This window comes from Paenibacillus sp. PK1-4R, from assembly GCF_030369595.1.
Taxonomy (GTDB): Bacteria; Bacillota; Bacilli; order Paenibacillales; family Paenibacillaceae; genus Paenibacillus.
In genome coordinates, this window is the sequence record NZ_CP126535.1 from 3,494,156 (window position 1) to 3,516,333 (window position 22,178).

16 protein-coding genes are annotated in these 22,178 nt (G+C 43.8%); 12 read left to right on the top strand and 4 right to left on the bottom strand.

All coding sequences use genetic code 11. The features are described from left to right. Window positions 1-10: 10 nt before the first annotated feature. The 3 genes from QNO02_RS15210 to QNO02_RS15220 all read left to right on the top strand — a co-directional run bounded on the left by QNO02_RS15210 (window position 11) and on the right by QNO02_RS15220 (window position 3,155). Window positions 11-1,093 carry an ABC transporter substrate-binding protein gene (locus QNO02_RS15210; RefSeq protein ID WP_289389145.1) on the top strand — a complete coding sequence of 361 codons (1,083 nt, stop codon included), beginning with the start codon at window positions 11-13 and terminating at the stop codon, window positions 1,091-1,093. A gap of 269 nt (window positions 1,094-1,362) precedes the next feature. Beyond that, window positions 1,363-2,022, top strand: a complete 660-nt coding sequence (locus QNO02_RS15215) for a TetR/AcrR family transcriptional regulator (RefSeq protein WP_289389146.1) — start codon at window positions 1,363-1,365, stop codon at window positions 2,020-2,022. Then, the gene (locus QNO02_RS15220) at window positions 2,019-3,155 is read left to right on the top strand and encodes an alpha/beta hydrolase (protein WP_289389147.1); all 1,137 of its coding nucleotides are present in this window, start codon (window positions 2,019-2,021) and stop codon (window positions 3,153-3,155) included. The genes QNO02_RS15215 and QNO02_RS15220 overlap by 4 nt, the downstream gene beginning before the upstream one ends. 150 nt (window positions 3,156-3,305) lie before the next feature. Here QNO02_RS15220 and QNO02_RS15225 read toward each other — a convergent pair whose 3' ends face one another. After that, on the bottom strand, window positions 3,306-3,638 hold the full coding sequence (locus QNO02_RS15225) for a cupin domain-containing protein (protein ID WP_289389148.1): 333 nt from the start codon (window positions 3,636-3,638) through the stop codon (window positions 3,306-3,308). 79 nt (window positions 3,639-3,717) lie between these two features. After that, on the bottom strand, window positions 3,718-4,545 hold the full coding sequence (locus tag QNO02_RS15230; RefSeq protein ID WP_289389149.1) for a helix-turn-helix domain-containing protein: 828 nt from the start codon (window positions 4,543-4,545) through the stop codon (window positions 3,718-3,720). A 203-nt stretch (window positions 4,546-4,748) separates the two neighbouring features. Here QNO02_RS15230 and QNO02_RS15235 point away from each other — a divergent pair, with 203 nt between their 5' ends. From QNO02_RS15235 to QNO02_RS15260, 6 genes are all read left to right on the top strand, one after another. Further along, the gene (locus QNO02_RS15235) at window positions 4,749-6,218 is read left to right on the top strand and encodes a sensor histidine kinase (protein WP_289389150.1); all 1,470 of its coding nucleotides are present in this window, start codon (window positions 4,749-4,751) and stop codon (window positions 6,216-6,218) included. 6 nt (window positions 6,219-6,224) lie between these two features. After that, a complete protein-coding gene (locus tag QNO02_RS15240) occupies window positions 6,225-6,917 on the top strand; it encodes a response regulator transcription factor (protein WP_047843050.1) in 693 nt (230 codons plus the stop codon). 119 nt (window positions 6,918-7,036) lie between these two features. Continuing rightward, on the top strand, window positions 7,037-8,545 hold the full coding sequence (locus QNO02_RS15245) for an S-layer homology domain-containing protein (protein ID WP_289389151.1): 1,509 nt from the start codon (window positions 7,037-7,039) through the stop codon (window positions 8,543-8,545). Window positions 8,546-8,555: 10 nt separating this feature from the next. Further along, window positions 8,556-9,260, top strand: coding sequence for an ankyrin repeat domain-containing protein (locus tag QNO02_RS15250; protein WP_289389152.1), 705 nt, complete (start codon window positions 8,556-8,558; stop codon window positions 9,258-9,260). Between the two features lie 311 nt (window positions 9,261-9,571). Next, window positions 9,572-10,285, top strand: coding sequence for a beta-glucanase (gene bglS / locus QNO02_RS15255; protein WP_289392791.1), 714 nt, complete (start codon window positions 9,572-9,574; stop codon window positions 10,283-10,285). 227 nt (window positions 10,286-10,512) lie between these two features. Next, window positions 10,513-12,159, top strand: a complete 1,647-nt coding sequence (locus tag QNO02_RS15260; protein WP_502921884.1) for an extracellular solute-binding protein — start codon at window positions 10,513-10,515, stop codon at window positions 12,157-12,159. Between the two features lie 157 nt (window positions 12,160-12,316). Here QNO02_RS15260 and QNO02_RS15265 read toward each other — a convergent pair whose 3' ends face one another. Together QNO02_RS15265 and QNO02_RS15270 are read right to left on the bottom strand one after the other, a co-directional pair. Further along, window positions 12,317-13,957, bottom strand: coding sequence for a response regulator (locus QNO02_RS15265; RefSeq protein ID WP_289389154.1), 1,641 nt, complete (start codon window positions 13,955-13,957; stop codon window positions 12,317-12,319). A gap of 11 nt (window positions 13,958-13,968) precedes the next feature. After that, a complete protein-coding gene (locus tag QNO02_RS15270; RefSeq protein ID WP_289389156.1) occupies window positions 13,969-15,678 on the bottom strand; it encodes a sensor histidine kinase in 1,710 nt (569 codons plus the stop codon). A gap of 146 nt (window positions 15,679-15,824) precedes the next feature. Between QNO02_RS15270 and QNO02_RS15275 the strand changes: the two genes are divergently transcribed. The 3 genes from QNO02_RS15275 to QNO02_RS15285 are packed head-to-tail and all read left to right on the top strand — an operon-like array spanning window position 15,825 to window position 22,169. Then, window positions 15,825-16,775, top strand: coding sequence for an ABC transporter permease (locus QNO02_RS15275; protein ID WP_091018939.1), 951 nt, complete (start codon window positions 15,825-15,827; stop codon window positions 16,773-16,775). A 15-nt stretch (window positions 16,776-16,790) separates the two neighbouring features. After that, window positions 16,791-17,669: a carbohydrate ABC transporter permease gene (locus QNO02_RS15280; RefSeq protein WP_076210648.1), complete on the top strand. Its 879-nt coding sequence runs from the start codon at window positions 16,791-16,793 to the stop codon at window positions 17,667-17,669. Between the two features lie 42 nt (window positions 17,670-17,711). Continuing rightward, window positions 17,712-22,169, top strand: a complete 4,458-nt coding sequence (locus tag QNO02_RS15285; RefSeq protein ID WP_289389158.1) for a carbohydrate binding domain-containing protein — start codon at window positions 17,712-17,714, stop codon at window positions 22,167-22,169. Window positions 22,170-22,178: the final 9 nt, after the last annotated feature.

A 22,178-nucleotide genomic window follows, 5' to 3' on the forward strand; every position in this document is an offset into this window, starting at 1 on the left:
GATTATTTACATGTTGGTATCCGTTAAAAAAGGGATGTTTCTTTGTTTAATTACTGCAATGATCCTGGTGCTCGCAGCGTGTTCAAGTAACAATGGTGGCAGCGAAGATGCAAATGGCAACTCACAACAAGCTGCGGAGAGCAGCGCCACGAATGCAGCAACAAATGGGGAACAAACCGATGCAGACGCTTCTGCACCTGCTGAAACAACTTACCCGGTAACCGTTTCAAATTATACAACAGAGAACGGCACATGGGTGAAGAAGGATCAAACGTTTGACAAGGCACCTGAACGAGTAGTTGCCAATACCCAAGGTGCAGCCGAGCTGATGATTCGCCTTGGTTTGACAGACAAACTTGTAGGTGTAGCTGCGTTGTTTGGTAGTGTACCTGAAGATATTGCTGACGAGTTTAAACAAATTCCTGTGCTTGCTGAAGGCTATGTAGGTAAGGAAGTGACGATAGGGGCTACGCCTGACCTGGTTGTAGGGCGTGGTGGATTGTTTGAGGATGCGGACTGGGGTGTTGGTACAGTAAGCAGCTTGAATGATATGGGGATTAAAACGTACGTACAAAGCACCAGTGTTCCTGATGCATCGTTAGATAGTCTGTATCAGGATATTACTGAATTAGGTGAGATATTCAACGTACAAGCCAATGCAGCGGCATATATTGAGACGCTTAAAGCACGCGAGAATGCCTTGTCGGCCCGAGCTAGCTCTGAAACGATTAACTATGCATCATTTTCGGATAATGGTGATGGAACTATTGGAATCTACAACGGAAATGGTGATACGTTTATTGAAAGTGCAATGTCATTAATCAATATGCATAATATGCTTATTAATGAAACTGGCACACTCAGTCTGGAGAAGTTAATCGAGATTAATCCGGATGCAATGATTATTTCGAGGTATGCAGGTGGCATTGATCCTGAGCAGACGATTGAAAAGCTGCTTGCCAACAAACAGGTACAAAACATTAACGCAGTTAAAAACAAAAAAATCTACATTATCGATTTCAACAACTTCTGGGGTTACGGGGATTCCATCTTCACAGGAGTTGAAGGACTCGCTGATGATCTCGGGTTATAAATGAGTACCATTAAAAGTCGCTATTTTAGCGGCTTTTTTTGTTATCAGGGACCCACTTCTTGTTCCAAGCTGTTCCCGGTCAGTCCGCTGAATGATAGTGAAAATGGAGTCTATGAATACATGCAACACTTAATATAACGGCGGGTATTTCACATAAATCATTTTATGAGTTTCTGAACACTCTATATTAATACGACTTGACTTGTGAATTTATTATCAGTATAGTGTGAATCAGTTCACACTTCACACTTCACATTAAGGAGTAATCTATGCCAAAAAATTCTTTCTTTCGTTTAGATGAAGCAAGGCGCGAGGAAATATCGAATAGCGCTATGCATCTTTTTGTTAATAACCTTTACGAGGATATAACTATGAAGATGGTTTTGGATAGTTTGTCCATGCACCCCGGAACATTTTATCGATATTTTGAAGACAAAGATGACCTTTATTGTCAATTAATACGTAATGTGACCCAGAAAAGAGCTGCATATTTTAGTAACAGTAATGAAGATTCCCTTTACAGCTATTTCCTCACTGGCTTATTTGGTAACGTTAATGGCATGGTGACCGAGCCGCTGAATGAGTTGGAAATCAAATTGACTAAAACATTTTCATATATTCCTGAGGACATTTTGCTTAAAGTATATGTGAATGTGTTAAAGGGCGAGTCATTCCCCATGATCAAGGACATTTTACGCCGAATGAGGGTTGATGGATATCTCCGACCGGATGTTGACGACGACCTGATTTCTTTTATGTTTGAGTCAATGCAGCTTAATTTAATCTTGTTTTTTAGAGAATTCGATATTAAGGACTCTAAGCTGCAACATAAGATCAGCAAATACTTTGCTGAATTTATGGGCCATGGACTGCTTGAAGATCATAAATATTCTGAAATGGTTAACGATCTCAAGGGGGAAAGAAAATGAAAACCTATGACGTATTTCCAGAACCAATTGGCGGCTATACTGTCGGTCGAACCCAGATGGATTTTGAGTACACGGCATCAGATTACTCCAAAAGAGAACTGACCGCTTTTGTGTATTATCCGTCTGACAGTAGCGAAGGTAAAACTACATCAACGTACATGTTTCCTGAAGTCTACGAGATGTTTAATGAGCAGCCACTTGTCACTGCGTTGAAGGATGTTTTCTCTATAGATATCAAGACCCAGTGTTACGACGACCTTGCTCTCTCCGGGAAGGAAAAGCGCTATCCAGTGTTATTCTATGTTTGCGGTGGAGGCGGTTCTCCAGAATGGGGTACAGTGCTCTGTACAGACTTGGCAAGCATGGGGTATGTTGTGGTAAGCATCGGCCATCAGAATAGCACGATGTATAAACGTAAAGATGGGCGCCTGTTTAATGTATCCAAGGATTTTTCGGATGTCATTACAGCGTTTGGTGAAGATCCGGAGATGCTGGCGTTGGCTGGTAAGATGGAGATGCGGCCTGACGATGAAACTGCCATTGAGATGTGCCGTAACGTGCTTGCACTACCGATACTTTCCAAGATAACAGAGTATAGTGAATCACAGGCAGAAGATGTAAGGTATGTAGCCGATTATCTTTACAAACTGGACTCTGGAGAGCTGAATTCCATCTTTAAGGGCAGATTGCTGCTTGACATCGGCATGGGTATAGTCGGACATTCTTATGGAGGGCCTACGACGGCGATGGTTTGCCGGGATGACGACCGGTTCGCCTGCGGGATTGGCTTGGATAGCGGTGCGTTTGGACTTCTTGACAGCGATCTTAAGAAACCCTTCTTGCTACTGTTTTGTGAACCTAACTATAATATGAATGCGATTATTGGCGCTAACAATAGCATGGAGACCTGTTATTTCTCAGTTGATCGTGTTGCACATTTGGATTACTGTGACATCGTGTTTACAAGTGTTAATGAGGAACTCAGAGGTGAACGGGATGCTATGGAGATGCGAAATATTGTTACAGACTATGCGAAGAACTTTTTTGATCATTACATACTGCAGAAGGCAGCAAGTGTGGAAAGCCTGGCATACGATGGTGTGGAATTGATCAGGAAGACCAGCAACAAGTGACATAACCGAGAGACTACTGATTAATATATGTAAATTAATGCATGTCAAAGAACTAGCCGTACAGACGCAGAGCCGATAACCCTATTACGCGGTTATCGGCTCTCTGACTCTGATATTGCAAATTGACATCCTGGTTCCAATAACTGACGCTTATTCGGCCTTAGTCCCGTCAGGGTTTACTTCGCTTCCAGGTTCCATCAACATGATATGACATTCCTTTTCGGCGGAAGGCTTGATCTCGACTCCTTTAGGGACAATATACATCTCACCCTTGGAAATCTTCACTTGCCCATCACGAAAATCAATTATCATTTCCCCTTCGAGCACAAAAAATAACTTATCGGTCTCCTCATGAACATGCCACTCAAAATCTCCAGCAATCTTAACGATCTTAAAATGATAGTCATTCATTTTAAGTTTGGGAGACCAAAGATCGTTTAATTTCGCAAATTCCTCATTCAATTGAATAGCTTGATAGTGCATCGTCATTCCTCCTGTGTATTAATCCTATATGTTCAGTATACTGATCTAAGATTTTGTATAACATGGATGCCTATTGAAATCAGGATGGATTATTGATGAACTTCAGACGATACTCCGTAGGAGAAATACCACATTGTTTCTTAAACACTCTGCTAAAATAAAAGGGGTCAGTAATGCCAACGGTCTCAGCAATCTGTTGTACAGACGCATCACTTGCCAATAACATTTGCTGTGCCATGTTTATACGATATTTCAATACATATTCTGCCGGACCCATACCCGCATGTCTTCTAAACACGTAGGAAAGTCGATTTCGATTAACGTTATTTTGTTCTGCAAGCGATGCGACAGTCAGACTTTGATCATAGTATTCTTGGATATAGGTAGAGACCCGTTCGAATAAAACATCTGATTCACCACTATTTTGCCTATGATCAACACATATTAAAGTCTCATTCAGTACATCGCGAAACAGCATCTCGGTCTGAAACTTTGAAATACCTCCACGCTGATTATACACATGCCAAAGACGCGTGATTAATTCGATCAGACGTGGGGACTGACCCGTTGATAATTCAAAATGCTGATGGGAAAAGCTTGTCTCTTCGAGGTCCGAACTACATATCCGGTATAAAACGAGGATGTATTCCCAGTCCGTTCTATGAAACACGGTTTGATCCAGTTTCATTTTCGCGCCCCCATGTACAACTTTTCCTGGTGAAAAGATATAGGGCGTACCATCAAATTGAAATTGTATTTTTCCTGTAAGAGGAAATACAAATCCAGGAAAAGAATCGGTATAGTCAGCCGGGGGAACCCCTGGATTTCTAGCATATCGATATACGCCTTCTACTTGAAAAGGAATGTGTGCAAAATGCGCTGCTAACTGATTAACGTCTACTTTCACATTACGTACCTCATTTCAAAAGTGTTTGCCGGTCATTCTAAGATAAATCGTTGTGCACCTTACTCCAACATTATTGATAACGATTATCACTGTCAACATATATAATGATAAAGAAAGCTCTTTTTTACATATGGGCAATAGAATCCATCTTGTGTTAACATGTGCACTAACTAATCCAATTGCTTGCTTGAGAAGGGGAACCCATGTCAATTCGAATAAAAATGCTGCTGTCTTTCACGGGCATGCTCGTTATAAGTCTACTGTTCATCCTGCTTACGGCAAGTCTGTATACGATTGCGGCCACAGGGGATCTACAGAGTTTCCGTGATATATACAAGGTACATTATCAGATCAACCCCCTGACTGAACAGGGAGAATCGATCTTTCAAGAGATGAAGTTCCTGGCCAAAAATGACCCGGACGACCTGCAGAACAAGGTTTTGCTGCGTGAATATGATATGAAGCTTCGAGCTGAGAAGTCAGGGCTCTACGTCAGACGGGAGAATAGCCAGATCTTCGAATCGCTGACCTTCAACCAGCCAGAGCTGAAGCAAGCACTTCCTGCCTATGATCTTAACAATTACCAGATTCGGAGCACCTTCAATATTGGTGAGCGATTTTACGCGTATGCAAAATTTGATTTTCAGTATTCAGACGGGGAACGAGGGAGTATCTTTGTCATTCGCGAGAGAAGCCCCTTTGCGGAGCTTACTCGCAAACTGCTACCTGTGATGTCATTCCTGCTTATTGGCGTCCTCATCATTGCAAATCTACTCTTGTTCCGCTGGATCACGCGCAGCTTCATTAAGCCATTGAATCAACTACGAAGTTCAGCCGAACATATTAAAGATGGCAATCTATCCTTTAAGCTTCAGCTAAACTCCAATGACGAGGTTGGTCAACTCAGCGAAGCGTTTGAGAGCATGCGGAATCAATTACAGCTCTCCTATGCATTACGAGAGCAGGACGAAGTGAATCGCAAAGAGCTCATCTCCAACATTTCGCATGATCTCCGTACGCCGATTACCAATATCAAAGGGTATATTGAGGGTATTCGTGACGGAGTGGCTAATACTCCGGAGAAAATGGAGAGTTACGTTAATATCATTCACTCCAAAGCAGTTAGCATGGATAAGCTGGTGGATGAACTGTTTTTGTATTCCAAGCTCGACTTGAACCAAGAACCTTTCCTGTTCAAGACAGTTGATCTCGCCGATTTCCTTGAAGATAGCATCGAAGAGCTGAGATATGATCTGGAGGATAAAGGTGTTGCCCTGGATTGGATTAACCAGGTATCTGGTCCCGCCATGGCTGCTGTGGATCCGGAGAAGTTAAAACGTACCGTTGTTAATGTGGTGGATAATGCACTCAAATACATGGAGAATGAACACAAACGGTTCGAGATTACACTTCAAGCTGATGAGAAATGGATTACAATGGGCTTTAAAGATAATGGCAGGGGAATACCCGAAGAGGCACTGCCTTATATATTTGAACGCTTTTATCGTGCAGAACAATCCCGCAATTCCTCAACGGGCGGAAGTGGACTTGGACTGGCAATAGCCCGCCAAATCATTGATGGACATGAGGGCTTCATCTGGGCAGAAAGCCAGCCCAATGATGGCACGAGCATATATATCAAGCTGAAACGGCTGAATGAAGAGAGGGACTAATGAGTAATGGCAAACATTTTGATCATTGAAGATGAAACAACGATCGCGGAACTGGAACGGGATTATTTTGAGCTCAACGGATTTTCTGTGGATCTCTGCCATACTGGAGATGAAGGCCTGAAACAGGCACTGGAGGGGGACTATAATCTGATCATTGTTGATCTGATGCTACCGGGACTCGACGGCTTCGAATGTTGCAGGCGCATTCGCGAGGTGAAGGAGGTGCCCATCCTTGTCGTTTCCGCGAAAAAGGAAGAAATCGATAAGATCAGGACATTTAATCTGGGAGTTGATGACTTTATTACAAAACCGTTCAGCCCAAGTGAATTAGTTGCACGAGCAAAGGCTCATTTGACCCGATACGAGAGACTACTTGGCAAAAACAAACCAGCTGAGCAGGATGAAATCCACATTCGCGGGCTTCACATTGATAAAGGATCACGCCGCGTTTTTGTTAATGGAGAAGAGGTGGCGATTACAACCAAGGAATTCGAGTTACTTGTATTTCTTGCGAGTCATCCCAATCGTGTATTCAGCAAATCTGATCTGTTCGAGCGGATCTGGGGCATGGATTCCACCGGAGACATTGCAACGGTAACCGTCCATATTCGCAAACTGCGTGGGAAGCTGGAGACAGACCCCAAAAATCCGGAGTATATTGAGACCGTCTGGGGCGCAGGCTACCGGTTTACTGCATAAGTTTCGTGAAAATTTAGAGCCAGTTTATATTTTGTTAATAACTTTGTCCTTGGGAGTTTCTTTTTGTCCTCTATTCTATAGATACAGGCAACTACAACCTATAGAGGAGGAATTCAACTATGAATTCTACAACCCGCAAAATCGCTACTTTTTTAACCATAACTGCATTAGGTACAGCAGTGTTCCCGCTAACTGCGAATCAAGTACATGCAGCTACATACGTTACTAACATTGCGGCAACAACCACACAGCTTACCCAACAACAGATTGAAGCTGCTATCAAGGATCTGAATAGCTTGGGGATCATGAACGGATATGCAGATCAATCTATGGGTGAACATCGAGCAATTACCCGTGCGGAGTTAGCTTCATTGGTTTTCAAAACATTTAATTTGGAGAGCAAGACGGGAGAAACCGTAGAATTAACGGATGTAAATCCCAATGCATGGTATGCGCCATATGCGTCAAAGCTTGTTGAACTCGGCATCATGCAAGCTAACGATGGACAATTCAATCCGCAGACTCAAGTGTCGGATGCTGAACTCGAACAAGTCGTATCTAAAGCAATGCAACGTGATGTAAAGTCCGTTCACCATTGGATGAGCGTGTTCTACTCCGAGAACGGTTCAGCAACGCGTGGCGAAACAGCAGTGTTGTTACAAACCGCACACCAAGCTATTCCTTCGGAGCAAGCTCAAATCAAGAGCGTTAGATCACTGAATGCCATTACGTTAATTGTAACTTTTGACAAACCGCTGACAGCAGCGAATGAAGCTTTTGCCAAGGCACAAACGGACTTTGCGTTTAGTGGCGGATTGACGTTAACCAATATGCCCCGTTTGAAAACAGGGTCGATTGCGACTTACATCGTTCCAACGTCCGTACAAGATGCTGGTGAAGTGTACAACCTGACTTACAAAGGGCAAGACGCTGATTCCTTTGAAGGCAGTGGCACGAAAATAAACATGACAACGGCTAGTCAAGTAACGAATGATACATTCGAGATTGAAGCACTGCAAGTGAACGGTGTAGTGGATTATGGTTATATCATTTCGGCTTACAGCGGAGGTCGAGGAGCTAATGCATTTGTGCTGAATGATCAAGAGCAAGCAGGAGGCAAAACGTATCAAATCATCTCTTCCATGCAAGCAAGACAAGTTGTAATTACGCCAGAAGGTGGCGAGCCTATCGTTGCCAGATATGTTCCGTTCACACAATCCACAGATGGTAAACAAGAACCGAAGTTCCGTTTGCCTGAGGGTCAAACGTTGAAATCAGGTGTCACATATACGGTTACTTCGGATTGGGCGAACCTAGAAAATGCTTCATTTACAGCGAAATCGTTTGATTCGTTGGTGGTTGCAAGTGCTCAAGCAGTGAGCGAAACCTCCATTGAAGTTACGCTTGACCAGGACCCTGGGGATGAACTGTTCTCTGGTCGAAGTGTAACGTTAACTTCACCTAGCGGGGATGTTCTGACGGCCACTTATAAATATTCAAGTCGAAAAGGTGCGACGGGTGTATTCGACCTAACAAATGATGGGAAGTTAACTCCGGGTACTACGTATACAATAAACCCAGTTGGCGATTGGAGTGTCGCTTCTTCGGTCACCGTGACACTGGAGTAAGGGAGGCAGTATGAGTAAATCGCTGATCATCGTTGTCCTGATAAGCAGTATGTTGATCGTCCAAGGCTGCGTGCCTGAAATGAGAAATGACTCTAACGTGGAGGAAATGGCCATGACTTCAGCAGATGAACAGCTGTTCAAGGCAGTAGAGGACAGCGATACTGAACGCATCGAACAAATGATTCAAGCAGGTGCCAATATCAATGCTCAAGATCAGAGTGGACGAACCGCTACAATGATTGCAACTTACAATAATGATCTAACATCGGCTAAAGTGTTAATTGAAGCGGGGGCAGATGTGAATATACAGGACGATATGCAAAATACCCCGTTTCTGTATGCTGGCGCTGAAGGATACTTGGATATTTTGAAGCTGACAATTGAGGCGGGAGCGGACCCAGCGATAACGAATCGATATGGAGGGACGGCACTTATTCCAGCTTCGGAGCATGGATATGTGGATGTAGTGCAAGAATTACTGACTCAAACTTCGGTGGATGTGGACCATGTGAATCAATTGGGATGGACAGCACTACTCGAAGCCATCATTCTTAACGATGGCAATACTAAGCAGCAGGAGACGATACAATTACTCATTGATCACGGAGCAGACGTGAACATACCGGATCGTGATGGCGTATCACCGCTCAGTCATGCGAAGAATAAAGGCTTTGAAGAAATTGAAGAAATTCTGGTACGAGCTGGTGCGAAATAAAACACTTTTAGGGTGAATAAATTAACAACATGTTGAGATAGATGTAAAAATGGTTTTCATGGAGCGCCTGATTCCTTCTATGCTGAAGGGCAGGCGCTTCATTCAATCAATCTTACCTGTATGAAAGTAGCATAGTTTTTACGTGTCATAATGAGATACGGAAACGAGAATCTTAAAAAATGAATATCTCTGCTTTAAAGTTTGCTATAGTGTACCACTCTGCTTCCAGATAAAATGGAAATACCAACCATGTAAGCGCTATCTATTATTATACTGCTTGTACATGTTGGAATTATTCATGGAGGTGTATGATGAAGAGAAAGTCTTGGTATACGTTGGTGGTGACTGGTGTCGTCTCTTTGTTTTTTTCAGTAAGCGCTTTCGCGGGTTATGTGTTCTGGGAACCTCTAACCTATTTTAACGCAAGTACGTGGCAAAAAGCGGATGGTTATTCCAATGGGAGCATGTTTAACTGTACGTGGAGGGCTAACAATGTTAATTTCACAAGTGACGGTAAGCTTAAGCTTGGTTTGACCAGCTCTGCACAGAACAAGTTTGATTGCGGAGAGTATCGTACCACAAATACGTATGGGTACGGCTTGTATGAAGTCAGTATGAAACCTGCCAAGAACACAGGTGTAGTTTCCTCATTTTTCACATACACAGGCCCTGCACATGGCACCCAATGGGATGAGATTGATATCGAATTTTTAGGAAAAGACACAACCAAAGTGCAGTTTAATTATTACACCAATGGAGTTGGTAATCATGAGAAGATTATCAATCTAGGTTTTGATGCATCCCAAGGTTTCCATACGTATGCATTTGATTGGCAGCCCGGACATATCAAATGGTATGTTGATGGTGTACTGAAACACACGGCAACCAGCAATATTCCTAAAACACCCGGAAAAATCATGATGAACCTCTGGAATGGAACAGGAGTAGATAGCTGGCTCGGTCCTTATAACGGGGCCAATCCGCTCTATGCAGAGTACGATTGGGTCAAATATACGAGTAATTAAGCAGACTGAAGCAGCCGTTAGCGGCTGCTTTTTTCTATATTCTGGTATTGTATTTATTCAATATATGTATTCAATATCCAATATCCTAAATTAATGCAATAAATGTTGCAATATTAGTATGGGCATAAATATCAAACATTCATTATGATTAACCTGTAAGCAACATTACATAGACTGGGGGAACGAAGTTGGACACAAGTAAAAAGAGACGAGTAGGCAGTTTGGTCATGATCGGTGTATTGGCCCTATCTGCAGCCTTGAGTGGGTGTAGTAACGGGAGCGACAAGAAAACAGAATCGAGTACACCAGCGACAACGTTGGAGCTCAAAGATGGAAAGTATGATCCACCAGTATCCATTACGTATTTACGACCATGGGGTCCAGACGTGAAATTTAAGCCAGGCGAGGATCAGGATAACAACGTCCATACAAAATGGGCCAAGGAGAAACTCGGGATTGAGTTGAAAAACCAGTGGATATCTCCTTCTACCAATAATGCGTTTGAGACGAAACTGCGCCTGTCACTTGCTTCCAATGCGGACATGCCGGACATTATTTCGTATCGCGGCGAATTCAATCTGGTGCGTGAATTGATTGAGTCTGGAAAATTTGTCGATGCGGGTGAGTTGTTTGACAAATATGCCAGCGACACATGGAAAGCAGCCGTAAACGAAGATCCTTCCGTATGGTATCCATACATGCAAGATGGCAAAAAGATCGGTATTCCGATTCTGGACTATTCCTATAATGGTGATCCTGTCATGTGGATCCGTGAAGACTGGATGAAGAAATTCAATCTGGAAGCACCTAAAACTATAGATGATCTTGAAGTCATTATGGAAACGTTTACGAATCAAGATCCGGATGGCAATGGGAAACAAGATACCTACGGACTCACCATTGGCTTTAAGAACTGGCTGAACACATGGATGTCGGAAGCTGGATGGGTATTTGGCGCTTATGGTACAATGCCAAACCAATGGAATCTGACGGCAGACGGAAAACTTGAATACGGTTCCGTTACACCTGGTGCAAAACAGGCTTTGGCCAAATTACAGAGCTGGATGAGCAAAGGTTATATCCCGGAAGAAGCTGGTGTGTATGACGAGACAAAAGCAGCTGAAGAATTTACTGCCGGAAAAGCAGGTATTGTGGTAGGTCCTCACTGGATGCCATCCTGGCCGCTGGAGGATGTGAAGAAAAACAATCCTGAGGCTGAATACAAGGCGTATCCCATTCCTTCCGGTCCAAACGGTCAAGCAGGAAGACATGGTACGTCGAACGGAAACGGCGTAGTTCTGATTAACAAAGACATGAAAAATCCGGAAGCCTTTTTCACCTATCAGAACTATCTCTTTGATCACTATGCGAATCCTAAAGAGGGCGATGAGTTTGAGCATGGATTTGCGGAAGGATACGATTGGGTTATGGTAGATGGGAAACCATCAACCGATGCAAGTCTTACGGGCGGTTATGCTCCCGAGAAGTACACTTTGACTTTTGATGGAGCGCGAATTCCGAATCTGAGTATGACAACACTCGCGAAGCTGGCAAGTGGTGAAGAACCAACAACGCCATTTGAGAAAAAAATCAAATCAGGTGTACCGACACCTATGCTTGATGCAGCCAAGATTGTATTGGATCAAAAGGATATCGTGTTCAATCAAATGTTTACTGGTGCACCTTCAATGACGATGCAGATGAACAATGACATTTTAACAAAGATGGAGAAGGATACCTTCTCTCAAATTGTATATGGCAAAACCTCTGTTGATGCATTCGACTCATTTGTTGAAAAGTGGAAGTCTTCAGGTGGAGATCAGATTACAAAAGAAGTTAACGAGTGGTATGATTCCGTGAAAATCGGAAAATAGGATGACGCAGGGCTGGCTGAATTGATTCATCGCGGCCACATAAGCACCAAAAAGGCATTGCAGGAGAAGATCTCCGGCAATGCCTTTTTGTATTTGATATGGAGAAGAGGAAACCGGAGAAGATTACCAGAACGTCAAGACTGGCCTGAGTACTCTCTTAAACCGGCAGATTTTCCCGATATTCTTGCGGAGTAAGATCATAAAATTTCTTGAAGACTCGAATGAAATATGCGGTATTGTTGTAACCGACAAGTTCTGCAATCTCAAACACTTTGGCGGTTGATGTTCGCAAATGATAGGCTGCTTTCTCCATTCTTAATCGGTACACATAGGCAGTAAGTGCTTCACCCGTCTCCGCCTTGTATACCTTGGACAAATACACTGGATGCAGATGCACATGGTCAGCAATTGCAGGCAGTGATACATCACCAGCCAGATGAAGGTCGACGAAACTTTTGACGCTGCGCACAATGGTGCTGTGATTGTCTCTAAGCTCTTGTTCAGCATCATCTCGTATGTAATGAAGTGTACGCATGGACCAGTCCTGTAGCTGCTGAGCAGTGGAATAGCTGGGAGCTTGAAAGTAACGATAAGACTCTGCTGGAATCAAAGAAGAGATTTGTTTGCCATTTTTATGAATGATGTACGCAAACGCACCCGCAATAGCAAAATACACCTCGAAGGTTGACTCCGCAATATCATGATGTTCATTGGAATGCAGCAGTTCCTCAAAAATGTGCTTGATTTTCTGTTCGACATCCTCAAAGCGACCAGCTTCGAGCAGGCTAATCAACGTTGGTGGCTGATACAGCGACCTGATCGTATGTAGAGGATTGGCATCTGTTTCATCGGAAGCGGTGACAAACAAACCTTGCACCTGACCCATCCGTTTACGCATGGACATGACCGTTCGCTCATAGAGTTCTCCAATTTCGTGGGGGAACTTGCCCCAACTGGAGACGGAAATGGAGATTGCACCTTTCAGGTATAACTGAACATTGGTTTGAATCTGGGCAGCATACTGCTCAAGCAATGTCTGAGGCGTCTCACTCCTGCTGTAACTCATCGTTGTGGAATGTTTCATGCTTACCAGAACAACAATGTAATCATGCACGTCTCGTGTGTGCCAGATATGAAAATGATTATGCATCACTTCACTTATGATATTACATATCGCATATTCCATTAAAGCAAGGTCGCCGTGTGCCATATCGGATAGATGTTTCTCCATACGAATAATCAGCATGCCGAGATCTTCTCCTACGGAGTAGGGAAGCTCCAGCAGATCAAGCTTGTCTGCCAGCGTCTTCTGATCATAGACTTTTCCAGTCAGCAACTCATGCAGCATCGTGGATTGAAGCAATGGCAGATGATCCTGAAAGGCGTGTAAGGCTCTTTGATGAGATGCTGCTGTTTCCCACTTTTCTTTAATTCGATGAACAAGACGTTGCACGGATTCGATGAGATCTTCATCACTAACAGGTTTCAGCAAGTAATCAAAGCTTTCCTGTGCAATGGCCTGTTTCGCATATTCAAAGTCGGCATGACCTGATAAAAGAATTGTCTGCACATGCGGCCACTTTTCATGAATCGCTGTAATTAGTGCAATGCCTGACATTTCGGGCATACGTATATCCGTAATTACAATGTCAATATCGTGGTTGTCCATAATTTCCAGCGCTACTGCACCGGATAAGGCTTCATGAACTGTACCGATCCCGCAGCTTTCCCACGGAATGGTCTCTGCCAGCGTTTCCACGACGGAACGTTCATCGTCAACTAGTAATATTTGCAGCATGGGTCGTTCACCTACTTGTCTGTATTGTCGTGCCATGTGATGTTAACTTTAATTCCACCCATTGAAGACTGTTCATAGGATAGTCCAGATCCTTCACCGTACAGAAAAGACAAACGCTGATGGACATTCCATGTACCACATCCCATATTCTCATCCAGCGGTTTAAGAAGATTATCCCTCAGATGATCAAGCTGTTTCTCAGACATGCCAAGCCCGCTGTCCTCCACGATAATCGTGTACACATCATCCTCGCAGTCCGCATAGATTTTAATCTCACCATCCACCGATTTGGGCTCCAGACCATGAATAATAGCGTTCTCAATAATAGGCTGAAGGGTTAGTCTGGGAACTGTTTTATCTAAAATATCATGGGGCACGTCGATTGTAAAATGCATTCGTTCCAGACGAAGTGACTGGATTTCCAAATAATTTTTGACCATCGTCAGTTCTTCACGAAGCGTGGCTTGATCCTTTTCGGACCTGGTTATGTATCGGTAATACTCTCCCAGATTCAGTGCCATGGCTACCACGGCCTTTTCATTTTTCATTCGGGCCATGTTCTTGATATAGAACAGACAGTTATATAGAAAATGCGGATTAATCTGCGATTGTAACTGTTTGAGTGTGGCTTCCCGACTTCGTAATTTCTCCTCATATACATTCTCAATTAGTTCTTGAATTCGTTGAGCCATGATGTTGAAACGTGCAAATAACAGGCTGAACTCATTGCGTGCAGAATGATGAAGCCGAACGGAAAAGTCCCCGGTGGACAAGCGATTCGTCCCTTTCACTAACTGTAAGAGTGGAAGCTGCACACTTCGGTAGAGTGTATATAATACAACAACGCTCATCACGATCAGAACGGCAATTGAAGCGTAAAAGAGATTCCGGCTGCTCGTAATCGGTTTCAAAATTTGCTGCATAGGCACATAGTCAACATAATACCAGCCGAGGCTCTTGGATTGAATATAGGAGACATAATATTCCGTTTTGTTCAACGTTGTACTGAATCCACCGCTGGCCTGCAGTTTTGCTTCTTTCAGGGAAGGCAGGATCGCGTTCAAGGTTTCCTTTCCAGAACTATTGCTGATTAATCCATAATCGGGATGGAACATGAACGGGTCACCTTTATTATTTAATTTGTTTTGATTAAGAAGTGCAGTTAAGTGATGAACTGGAAAACTGATTTTGGTAATCAATCTGGCTTTTCCAGGTCTCGCCATCGCTGTCGTTGGATCGGTAGTGTACCAGATAAATTGATTGTCGGCATAGGTCCAGGATTGGGAGAGAGGCTCCTTAAACTCATCATCCCTGTACGGAATGTAAGCATAATAATCCGTTGATATCACTTTTTGCATCCTTGGGAAGTATAGTGTGATGGTCGAATGCCATTTGCTTGCTGCGTTGTACAGATTCATCTTTTCCAGAATAGCACTTCCAACTTTCACACGTTCATAGGGAATGTCCTTGTAGTCGGGGCGTTGATACTCCTGAATACTCGAATCTTGCCCAATAGACATCCCATACAACGACAATTGGTAAATGTTGGATTCTACTGAATCAGCAAATGTTGAGAGGTGATTCATCGTATTGTTCTGAATCTCGTGTTCGATAACACGCACGCTTTCCCGGTTCGAGTATGTATAGAGAAACAGCACCAGAATAAGCAGCATCACAAACAACAGAGTAATTTTGGTAAAGACATTCAAGCGTGTGAACAAAGTCCAACCTCCTTAATCTTATTAAAATATTGATATCGTTGTTGCAATATTAGGATATAGATCACAAATTTCCATTGCTATAATTTTAATATACAAGTTCACGATGACTTGTAAAATACAAAATTTAGAACATGGGGGATGCAGGAGTGAAGGAACATACGTTAGAAACGCCGCATAAACGGCGCTCCACCAGGGTTAAACAGCGCTGGAATATGCAACGGAACTGGACCTTGCATATGATGCTCGTTCCAGCCGTATTGCTGGCACTGGTGTTTCAGTACATACCGATGGGCGGCATTGTAATTGCTTTTCAGGATTTTAAGCCATACTTGGGATTTTCTGAATCCAAATGGGTTGGTTGGGATAATTTTCGATATTTATTTTTATATCCGGACGTAGGTCAGGTGATCTGGAATACGCTGGTCATTGCATTTTTCAAAATCATCGCAGGTCTGTTCGCTCCATTCCTGTTTGCCATTTTGCTCAATGAAGTGCGCTTGACGGCATTCAAGAGAGTGAGTCAAACGCTTGTGTATTTACCGCATTTCCTATCATGGGTTATTCTCGGGGGGATTCTGCTCGATATCCTGTCTCCTCAGGGCGGCATGGTCAACCAGCTTGTCGTAGCCTTTGGAGGAGAACCGATCTTCTTCCTGGGAGACGGTACATGGTTCCGAATAACGCTGATCCTCAGTGATGTGTGGAAAGAATTTGGTTTTGGTACGATCGTATTTCTGGCTTCTCTCTCAGGAATTAATCCTGCACTTTACGAGGCTGCCGAGGTGGATGGGGCCAACCGGTTTAAACAGACGCTGCACATTACGATTCCGGCATTAATGCCGATTACAATCGTACTGATGACACTCTCTATCGGCAATATCCTGAACGCCGGTTTTGATCAGGTATTCAACTTGTACAATCCACTTGTGTATGACAAAGGCGACATCATTGACACCTTTGTATATCGACTCGGGATTCTGAACGGGAAGATGAGCTTCGCCACAGCAGTGGGGTTATTCAAATCAGTGGTAGCTACCATTTTGATTGTTATATCGTACAGAATGGCTTACAAACTGGCCAATTATCGAGTTTTCTAGAGAGGAGAAAAGGGCTTGTATTATAAAACAAAAGGATACCGCATATTCAGCATCGCTAACTATACTTTTCTTGGGATATTATCGATACTCTGCATTTTACCAATTATTCATATATTGGCTGTTTCATTCAGCAGTATGGCGCCAGCATCATCAAACCTGGTTACCTTCTGGCCTATCGGGTTCACAACGGACGCATATGTGAAAACATTCGGGAATTCAAACTTCATCAACTCCTTGATCGTATCACTTAAACGGACTGTAATTGCAACGATCATTGGTATGGTCATCATGCTCATAACCGCATTTCCGTTATCGAAAGAAGATATCAGTTTTAAAGGTCGTTCGTTGTATACATGGTTCTTTGTTTTCACCATATTGTTCAGTGGCGGTTTGATTCCAAGTTACATTCTGATCCAGAAGCTAGGCTTGATGAATACTATCTGGGCACTTATTCTGCCTGGAGCACTGTCCGTGTGGAACGTTATTCTCATGATGAACTTCTTCCGTGGTCTGCCCAAAGAGCTTGAAGAAGCCGCCTATTTGGATGGAGCAGGTCATATCAAAACGTTGATTCTGGTCTACGTACCACTGTCGCTTCCAGCGATCGCAACCTTGTCCTTATTTACGATGGTGTATCAGTGGAACTCCTGGTTCGACGGCATGATCTATATGTCTGATATTAAAAATTATCCACTTGCTTCTCTGTTACAGACCATTATCGTTCAGCAAGATCTCAGCAAAATCAACGTCGATCCTTCCATGTTGGAGAATATCTCGCAGCGAACCGTACGCGCAGCACAGATCTTTATCGGCGCGCTTCCGATCCTGATGGTATACCCTTTTTTACAACGTTTCTTCGTTAAGGGGATCGTTATTGGAGCAGTCAAGGAATAGGCTATGCAATGCAAGGATAACTGAGCTGAGGGAGGAAGAAGGATGAGAAAAGGACTGGCATGTATGGTGGCATGGAGTTTAATGGCTTCTCTCGTTTATCCAGCAACTGCTGGAGCAGAAAGTGTACAGGGTCAAGCGGAGGTAGGAAATGTGCAGGCGAAAAGCCTGCACTCCTCTTTTCCCTATAATGACCTTACCGGGCATTGGTCACAATCCGCAGTTACACATATGCAGGACTTGAATCTATTGAAAGGTTATACGGACGGCACATTTAAGCCCAATCAGGTCATTAGCCGAGCTGAATTCGTTATGATTCTGGATCGGGCGTTTGGTTTCACCGGTAATACGGAAACGGCTTCTTTTGCTGATCTGTCTTCAGACGATTGGTACCAGGATGTGATGGTTCGGGCCCATGGTTCGGGCATTATTGAAGGCACAGACCGTGAACATCTGTCACCGAAACAACCGATTAGCCGGCAAGATGCAGCGGTTATGGTGGATCGAGCTTTTCAACTTTCTACGACTGCGAACGAAGATAGTGAACCATTGAACTTTCAGGATGCTGATGATATTTCCAGTTATTCTAAGAAAGCGCTTACCTATCTAGTGAACGAGAACATCATCAAAGGCTTCCAAGGTAAATTAAATCCCAAAGCCCCGATTACACGAGCAGAGACGGCAGAGTTACTGTCAGCGATGATTGCAGATGTGAAAAACGCTCCTGGTGTATACGAGTCCCGGGTGGATGGCAACTTCATTGTTAACTCGACAGATGTCACGCTGAAAAATACCGTTATCAACGGAAATCTGCTGCTGGCAGAAGGCATTGGCGAGGGGACTGTTGTTCTTCAGGGCGTAACTGTTACAGGAAGTGTCATCATTAAAGGCGGAGGAAGCCATTCCATCAACATTAGCAACTCCAAGCTGAATCGAGTAGTCGTTGACAAACGTGGGGAACCCGTCAGAGTTGCCATCACAGAAGAAAGTAACATTCAGGAGATGCATGTAAAGCAGAAATCCATTCTGGAGATCTCCTCCAATAGTCTGATTGATACCATGAATATTCTCGCAGGTGCGAACCAGACCCGAGTGGATAGCAAAGGTACGATCCAACAATTAAGTGTTGATGCGAATGATGTTGTTATTAATGGAGAGAAAGCAAAACAAGGTCTGCGTACATCCATGACAGGGGAAGTTCAGCAACCTGCATCGTCACAGCCTGATGGTTCAACAAATGTGACAAGCACACCCACACCATCTTCTCCAGACGGGCAGACACCATCGAACCCATCGACACCAAGCAATCCTGCGGGTGAAAAACCGGTTCCTGCTACAACGATTCCGCATGATCAATGGGAACTGGTCTGGAATGATGAGTTCAATGGGCCTGCAATTGATGCTTCCAAATGGACCGTGCAGGATACGGGTCTGGTTTATAATAATGAGTTGCAATATTACAGCCCGGACAACACTCGGATTACGAAAGATCAGAATCGAAGTGTACTGCAGATTGAAGCGAAAAAAGGAGAGAAAAACGGTAAAGATTACAGCTCAGGCAAACTGATCTCCATGGGAAAAGGTGACTGGACTTACGGTAAAGTCGTTGTACGTGCGAAGCTTCCTATTGAAAAGGGCATGTGGCCTGCTATCTGGATGATGCCAACCGATGAAGCGCATTATGGAGGATGGCCGGCATCTGGAGAGATCGATATTATGGAGCTCATTGGTGGCAATGAGAGCAATGACAAGGTATATAGCACATTGCATTATGATAGTGTGAAGCCTGATGGTTCCCATGGACATGATCAGGGAAGCCTTACTCTTCCGGAGGGAGAAACGTTTGCTGACGATTATCATGATTTCCAGGTGGAATGGTTGCCGGGTATGATTCGTTTCTATGTAGACGGTAAACTGCATCATGAAGTGACCAACTGGCAAACGAAGGCCGCGGGCCAACCCGAGTATTATACGTTCCCTGCACCATTTGATCGTCCATTCTATCTGATTCTGAATCTGGCGGTTGGAGGAGACTGGCCGGGCTCACCTGAAAGCAACTTCACTTCCGAAAAGATGAATGTTGATTTTGTGCGTGTATATTCTTACAAAAATCTAGACACATGGCCTGATGTAACAACAAATCCCATCGAGCCTGCGCAACAGCGGGAACCACAAGCCGATGGCAATCAAATCTACAATGATCGTTTTTCGGAAGGGTCTGCAGACAATGGAGTGCCTCTTCAGTGGAAATTCATTACAAATGCTGATGGAGCTGGCAGTGTCAAAGTTGTAACGGATGAGCAGAAAGGGAAAGCAGCAGAAGTTACCATTGATGCATCGGGTACTGAAAACTACTCGGTTCAACTGACTCAGATGCCGATGTACATCAAGAAAAACAAAAAGTACAAGATACAATTTGATGCGAAAGCATCTGCTAACCGTACAATCATGTCCAAACTGAACCAATTTGAAAAAAGTTGGACCAATTATTCGGGTGATAACACCTTTGCACTCACGCCAGATTGGCAATCCTATGACTATACCTTCAATATGCGGGATGGATCGGATAACAATGCCAGATTTGAATTCAATCTGGGGCTGGATGATACAAGCGTTTGGTTTGCCAATGTCAGGCTGATCGAGGTGGGTGAGGCTGATCCGCTAACGGTTGAACGCAACGCGTTACCTGATGGGAACTTCATTTACAATGGAACGTTTGATCAAGGTAAAGAACGTCTGGGATTCTGGTCAAGCAGCATTCAAGAAGGTGCAAAGGCTCAGATCAGCGTAAACAACTTTTTGAAATTCCCAATTATGGAACGCCAACTCGTTGTTGATGTTACTCAAACGAATGGTGAGCCACAGCAGGTGTCTGTGAACCAGCCGGAGTTGAAGCTGGAAGCGAATACAACGTACGGCTTCTCCTTAGAAGCCAAGGCAGATACTCCGCGAAGTATGGATATTGATCTGGTCAGCAGCAATGGACATTCCGTGCAGATTCATCAGGGGAAAAACCTTTCCTTGGGCCAAGAAATGAAGACATATACTGGAGAGATTGTTATTGGAGATGGGACCTCCATAGCCCAGTCCGAGCTACAACTGTTATTCGGCAGTTCAGAAGGTAAGGTATATGTAGACAATGTTCGACTGACAAAACGCGGAAAACCTCTTTCTGTGAATGGCTACGCACATGTTCCTGCAACCGAAGCCTGGGAGATGCAGGGCTTACAACTGGAGGACTCCGCAGAAGGTGGAAAACATGTCAGTTACATGGATCAGGGAGATCTGCTGCAATATAAAATCGATGTAGCCCAAGAGGGAGAATATGTTCTGTCTGCCCGAATGGCTAGTGGGAAAAGTGATTCCGAGGTACGGTTCAGTATTCAGGATGAACAAGGGACAATCGTTGCTCAATCCGAACTGAGTCTGGGAGACACGGGGGGATGGCAAACATACAAAACCGTGTATTTCCCAGGGGTCAACTTGGCAGCAGGCAAATCCTATTATGTGAATTTTGAAGGAGCAGATTATAATACACGCTGGGTGGATATTTCACGAAACAAAGTTCAGAACAGCCAGCTTGCAACGGATCTGAATCATTGGGAGCTGATTCCTGATCATCTGACAGCTTCACATGACGAGGGCGAAGGATTAACGATCAACTTGCCAGGTACAAGTGAACATTGGTGGGATGCTTTGTTGCAACAAGATCAGATCAAACTGGATGCAAATAAATCATACCGACTTACCTTCGAGGCATCTGCTTCAAGTCCTAAATCCATGCAAGCGGTTCTTTCTCAGAATGCAGGGGATTTTGTGAAGTATTTTGAAGAAGAAGTGGAATTAACCGCAGATCAAAAGTCGTATAGTTATACCTTCACCATGGGAGATACCTTAGATTCGGCAGCTATGCTTGCATTTGGATTAGGATATCCACTATCTACAGGTGAACACGCGATTAACATCCATAACATTCAGTTATATGAAGTTAATCCGAATGCAGATCAAGGAGGGCAACCAGCTCATGTTAATCTTATTTCCAATGGAGACTTCTCCAAAGGTAAGGAAGGCTGGTTTACCCATGCGGACGGTAATGCAGCGGACCTTGAGATGCAAGTTAGCAATCAACAGCTTCATGCCAAGATTGGTCATGCAGGACAGAATGCATGGGATCGTCAAGTCATCAATGAAGGATTTGGCATACAGCAAGGTTTTGAATACAAATTGACGTTTAAAGCCAAAGCGGAGAAGTCCAGAAAAGTGGGATTGGGAATTGGATGGGTCGACGCAGCTGCCAACTATGAATGGCATGGTTTCTTTGGGGCACGAGTTGATTTGACTCCAGAAGAACAGGAGTTCAGTTTTACATTTGATGCAACAGAAGCCAGTTATGCGAATACTCGAATTTCATTTGATCTGGGTAACATTGATGGTGTGCAAGATGGCAACACAACCGTCTCATTATCCGAGGTCAGCTTGATTAATCTGGGTCCTGTCAATTAGCTTCTAGTC

What these genes read in the sequence shown, in the direction of transcription:
- QNO02_RS15260 (WP_502921884.1), top strand. Translation starts at nt 10,513, where the DNA reads ATGATCGGTGTATTGGCCCTATCTGCAGCCTTGAGTGGGTGTAGTAAC.
- QNO02_RS15225 (WP_289389148.1), bottom strand. Translation starts at nt 3,638, where the DNA reads ATGCACTATCAAGCTATTCAATTGAATGAGGAATTTGCGAAATTAAAC.
- QNO02_RS15265 (WP_289389154.1), bottom strand. Translation starts at nt 13,957, where the DNA reads ATGCTGCAAATATTACTAGTTGACGATGAACGTTCCGTCGTGGAAACG.
- QNO02_RS15215 (WP_289389146.1), top strand. Translation starts at nt 1,363, where the DNA reads ATGCCAAAAAATTCTTTCTTTCGTTTAGATGAAGCAAGGCGCGAGGAA.
- QNO02_RS15245 (WP_289389151.1), top strand. Translation starts at nt 7,037, where the DNA reads ATGAATTCTACAACCCGCAAAATCGCTACTTTTTTAACCATAACTGCA.
- QNO02_RS15220 (WP_289389147.1), top strand. Translation starts at nt 2,019, where the DNA reads ATGAAAACCTATGACGTATTTCCAGAACCAATTGGCGGCTATACTGTC.
- QNO02_RS15210 (WP_289389145.1), top strand. Translation starts at nt 11, where the DNA reads ATGTTGGTATCCGTTAAAAAAGGGATGTTTCTTTGTTTAATTACTGCA.
- QNO02_RS15250 (WP_289389152.1), top strand. Translation starts at nt 8,556, where the DNA reads ATGAGTAAATCGCTGATCATCGTTGTCCTGATAAGCAGTATGTTGATC.
- bglS (WP_289392791.1), top strand. Translation starts at nt 9,572, where the DNA reads ATGAAGAGAAAGTCTTGGTATACGTTGGTGGTGACTGGTGTCGTCTCT.
- QNO02_RS15285 (WP_289389158.1), top strand. Translation starts at nt 17,712, where the DNA reads ATGAGAAAAGGACTGGCATGTATGGTGGCATGGAGTTTAATGGCTTCT.
- QNO02_RS15235 (WP_289389150.1), top strand. Translation starts at nt 4,749, where the DNA reads ATGTCAATTCGAATAAAAATGCTGCTGTCTTTCACGGGCATGCTCGTT.
- QNO02_RS15240 (WP_047843050.1), top strand. Translation starts at nt 6,225, where the DNA reads ATGGCAAACATTTTGATCATTGAAGATGAAACAACGATCGCGGAACTG.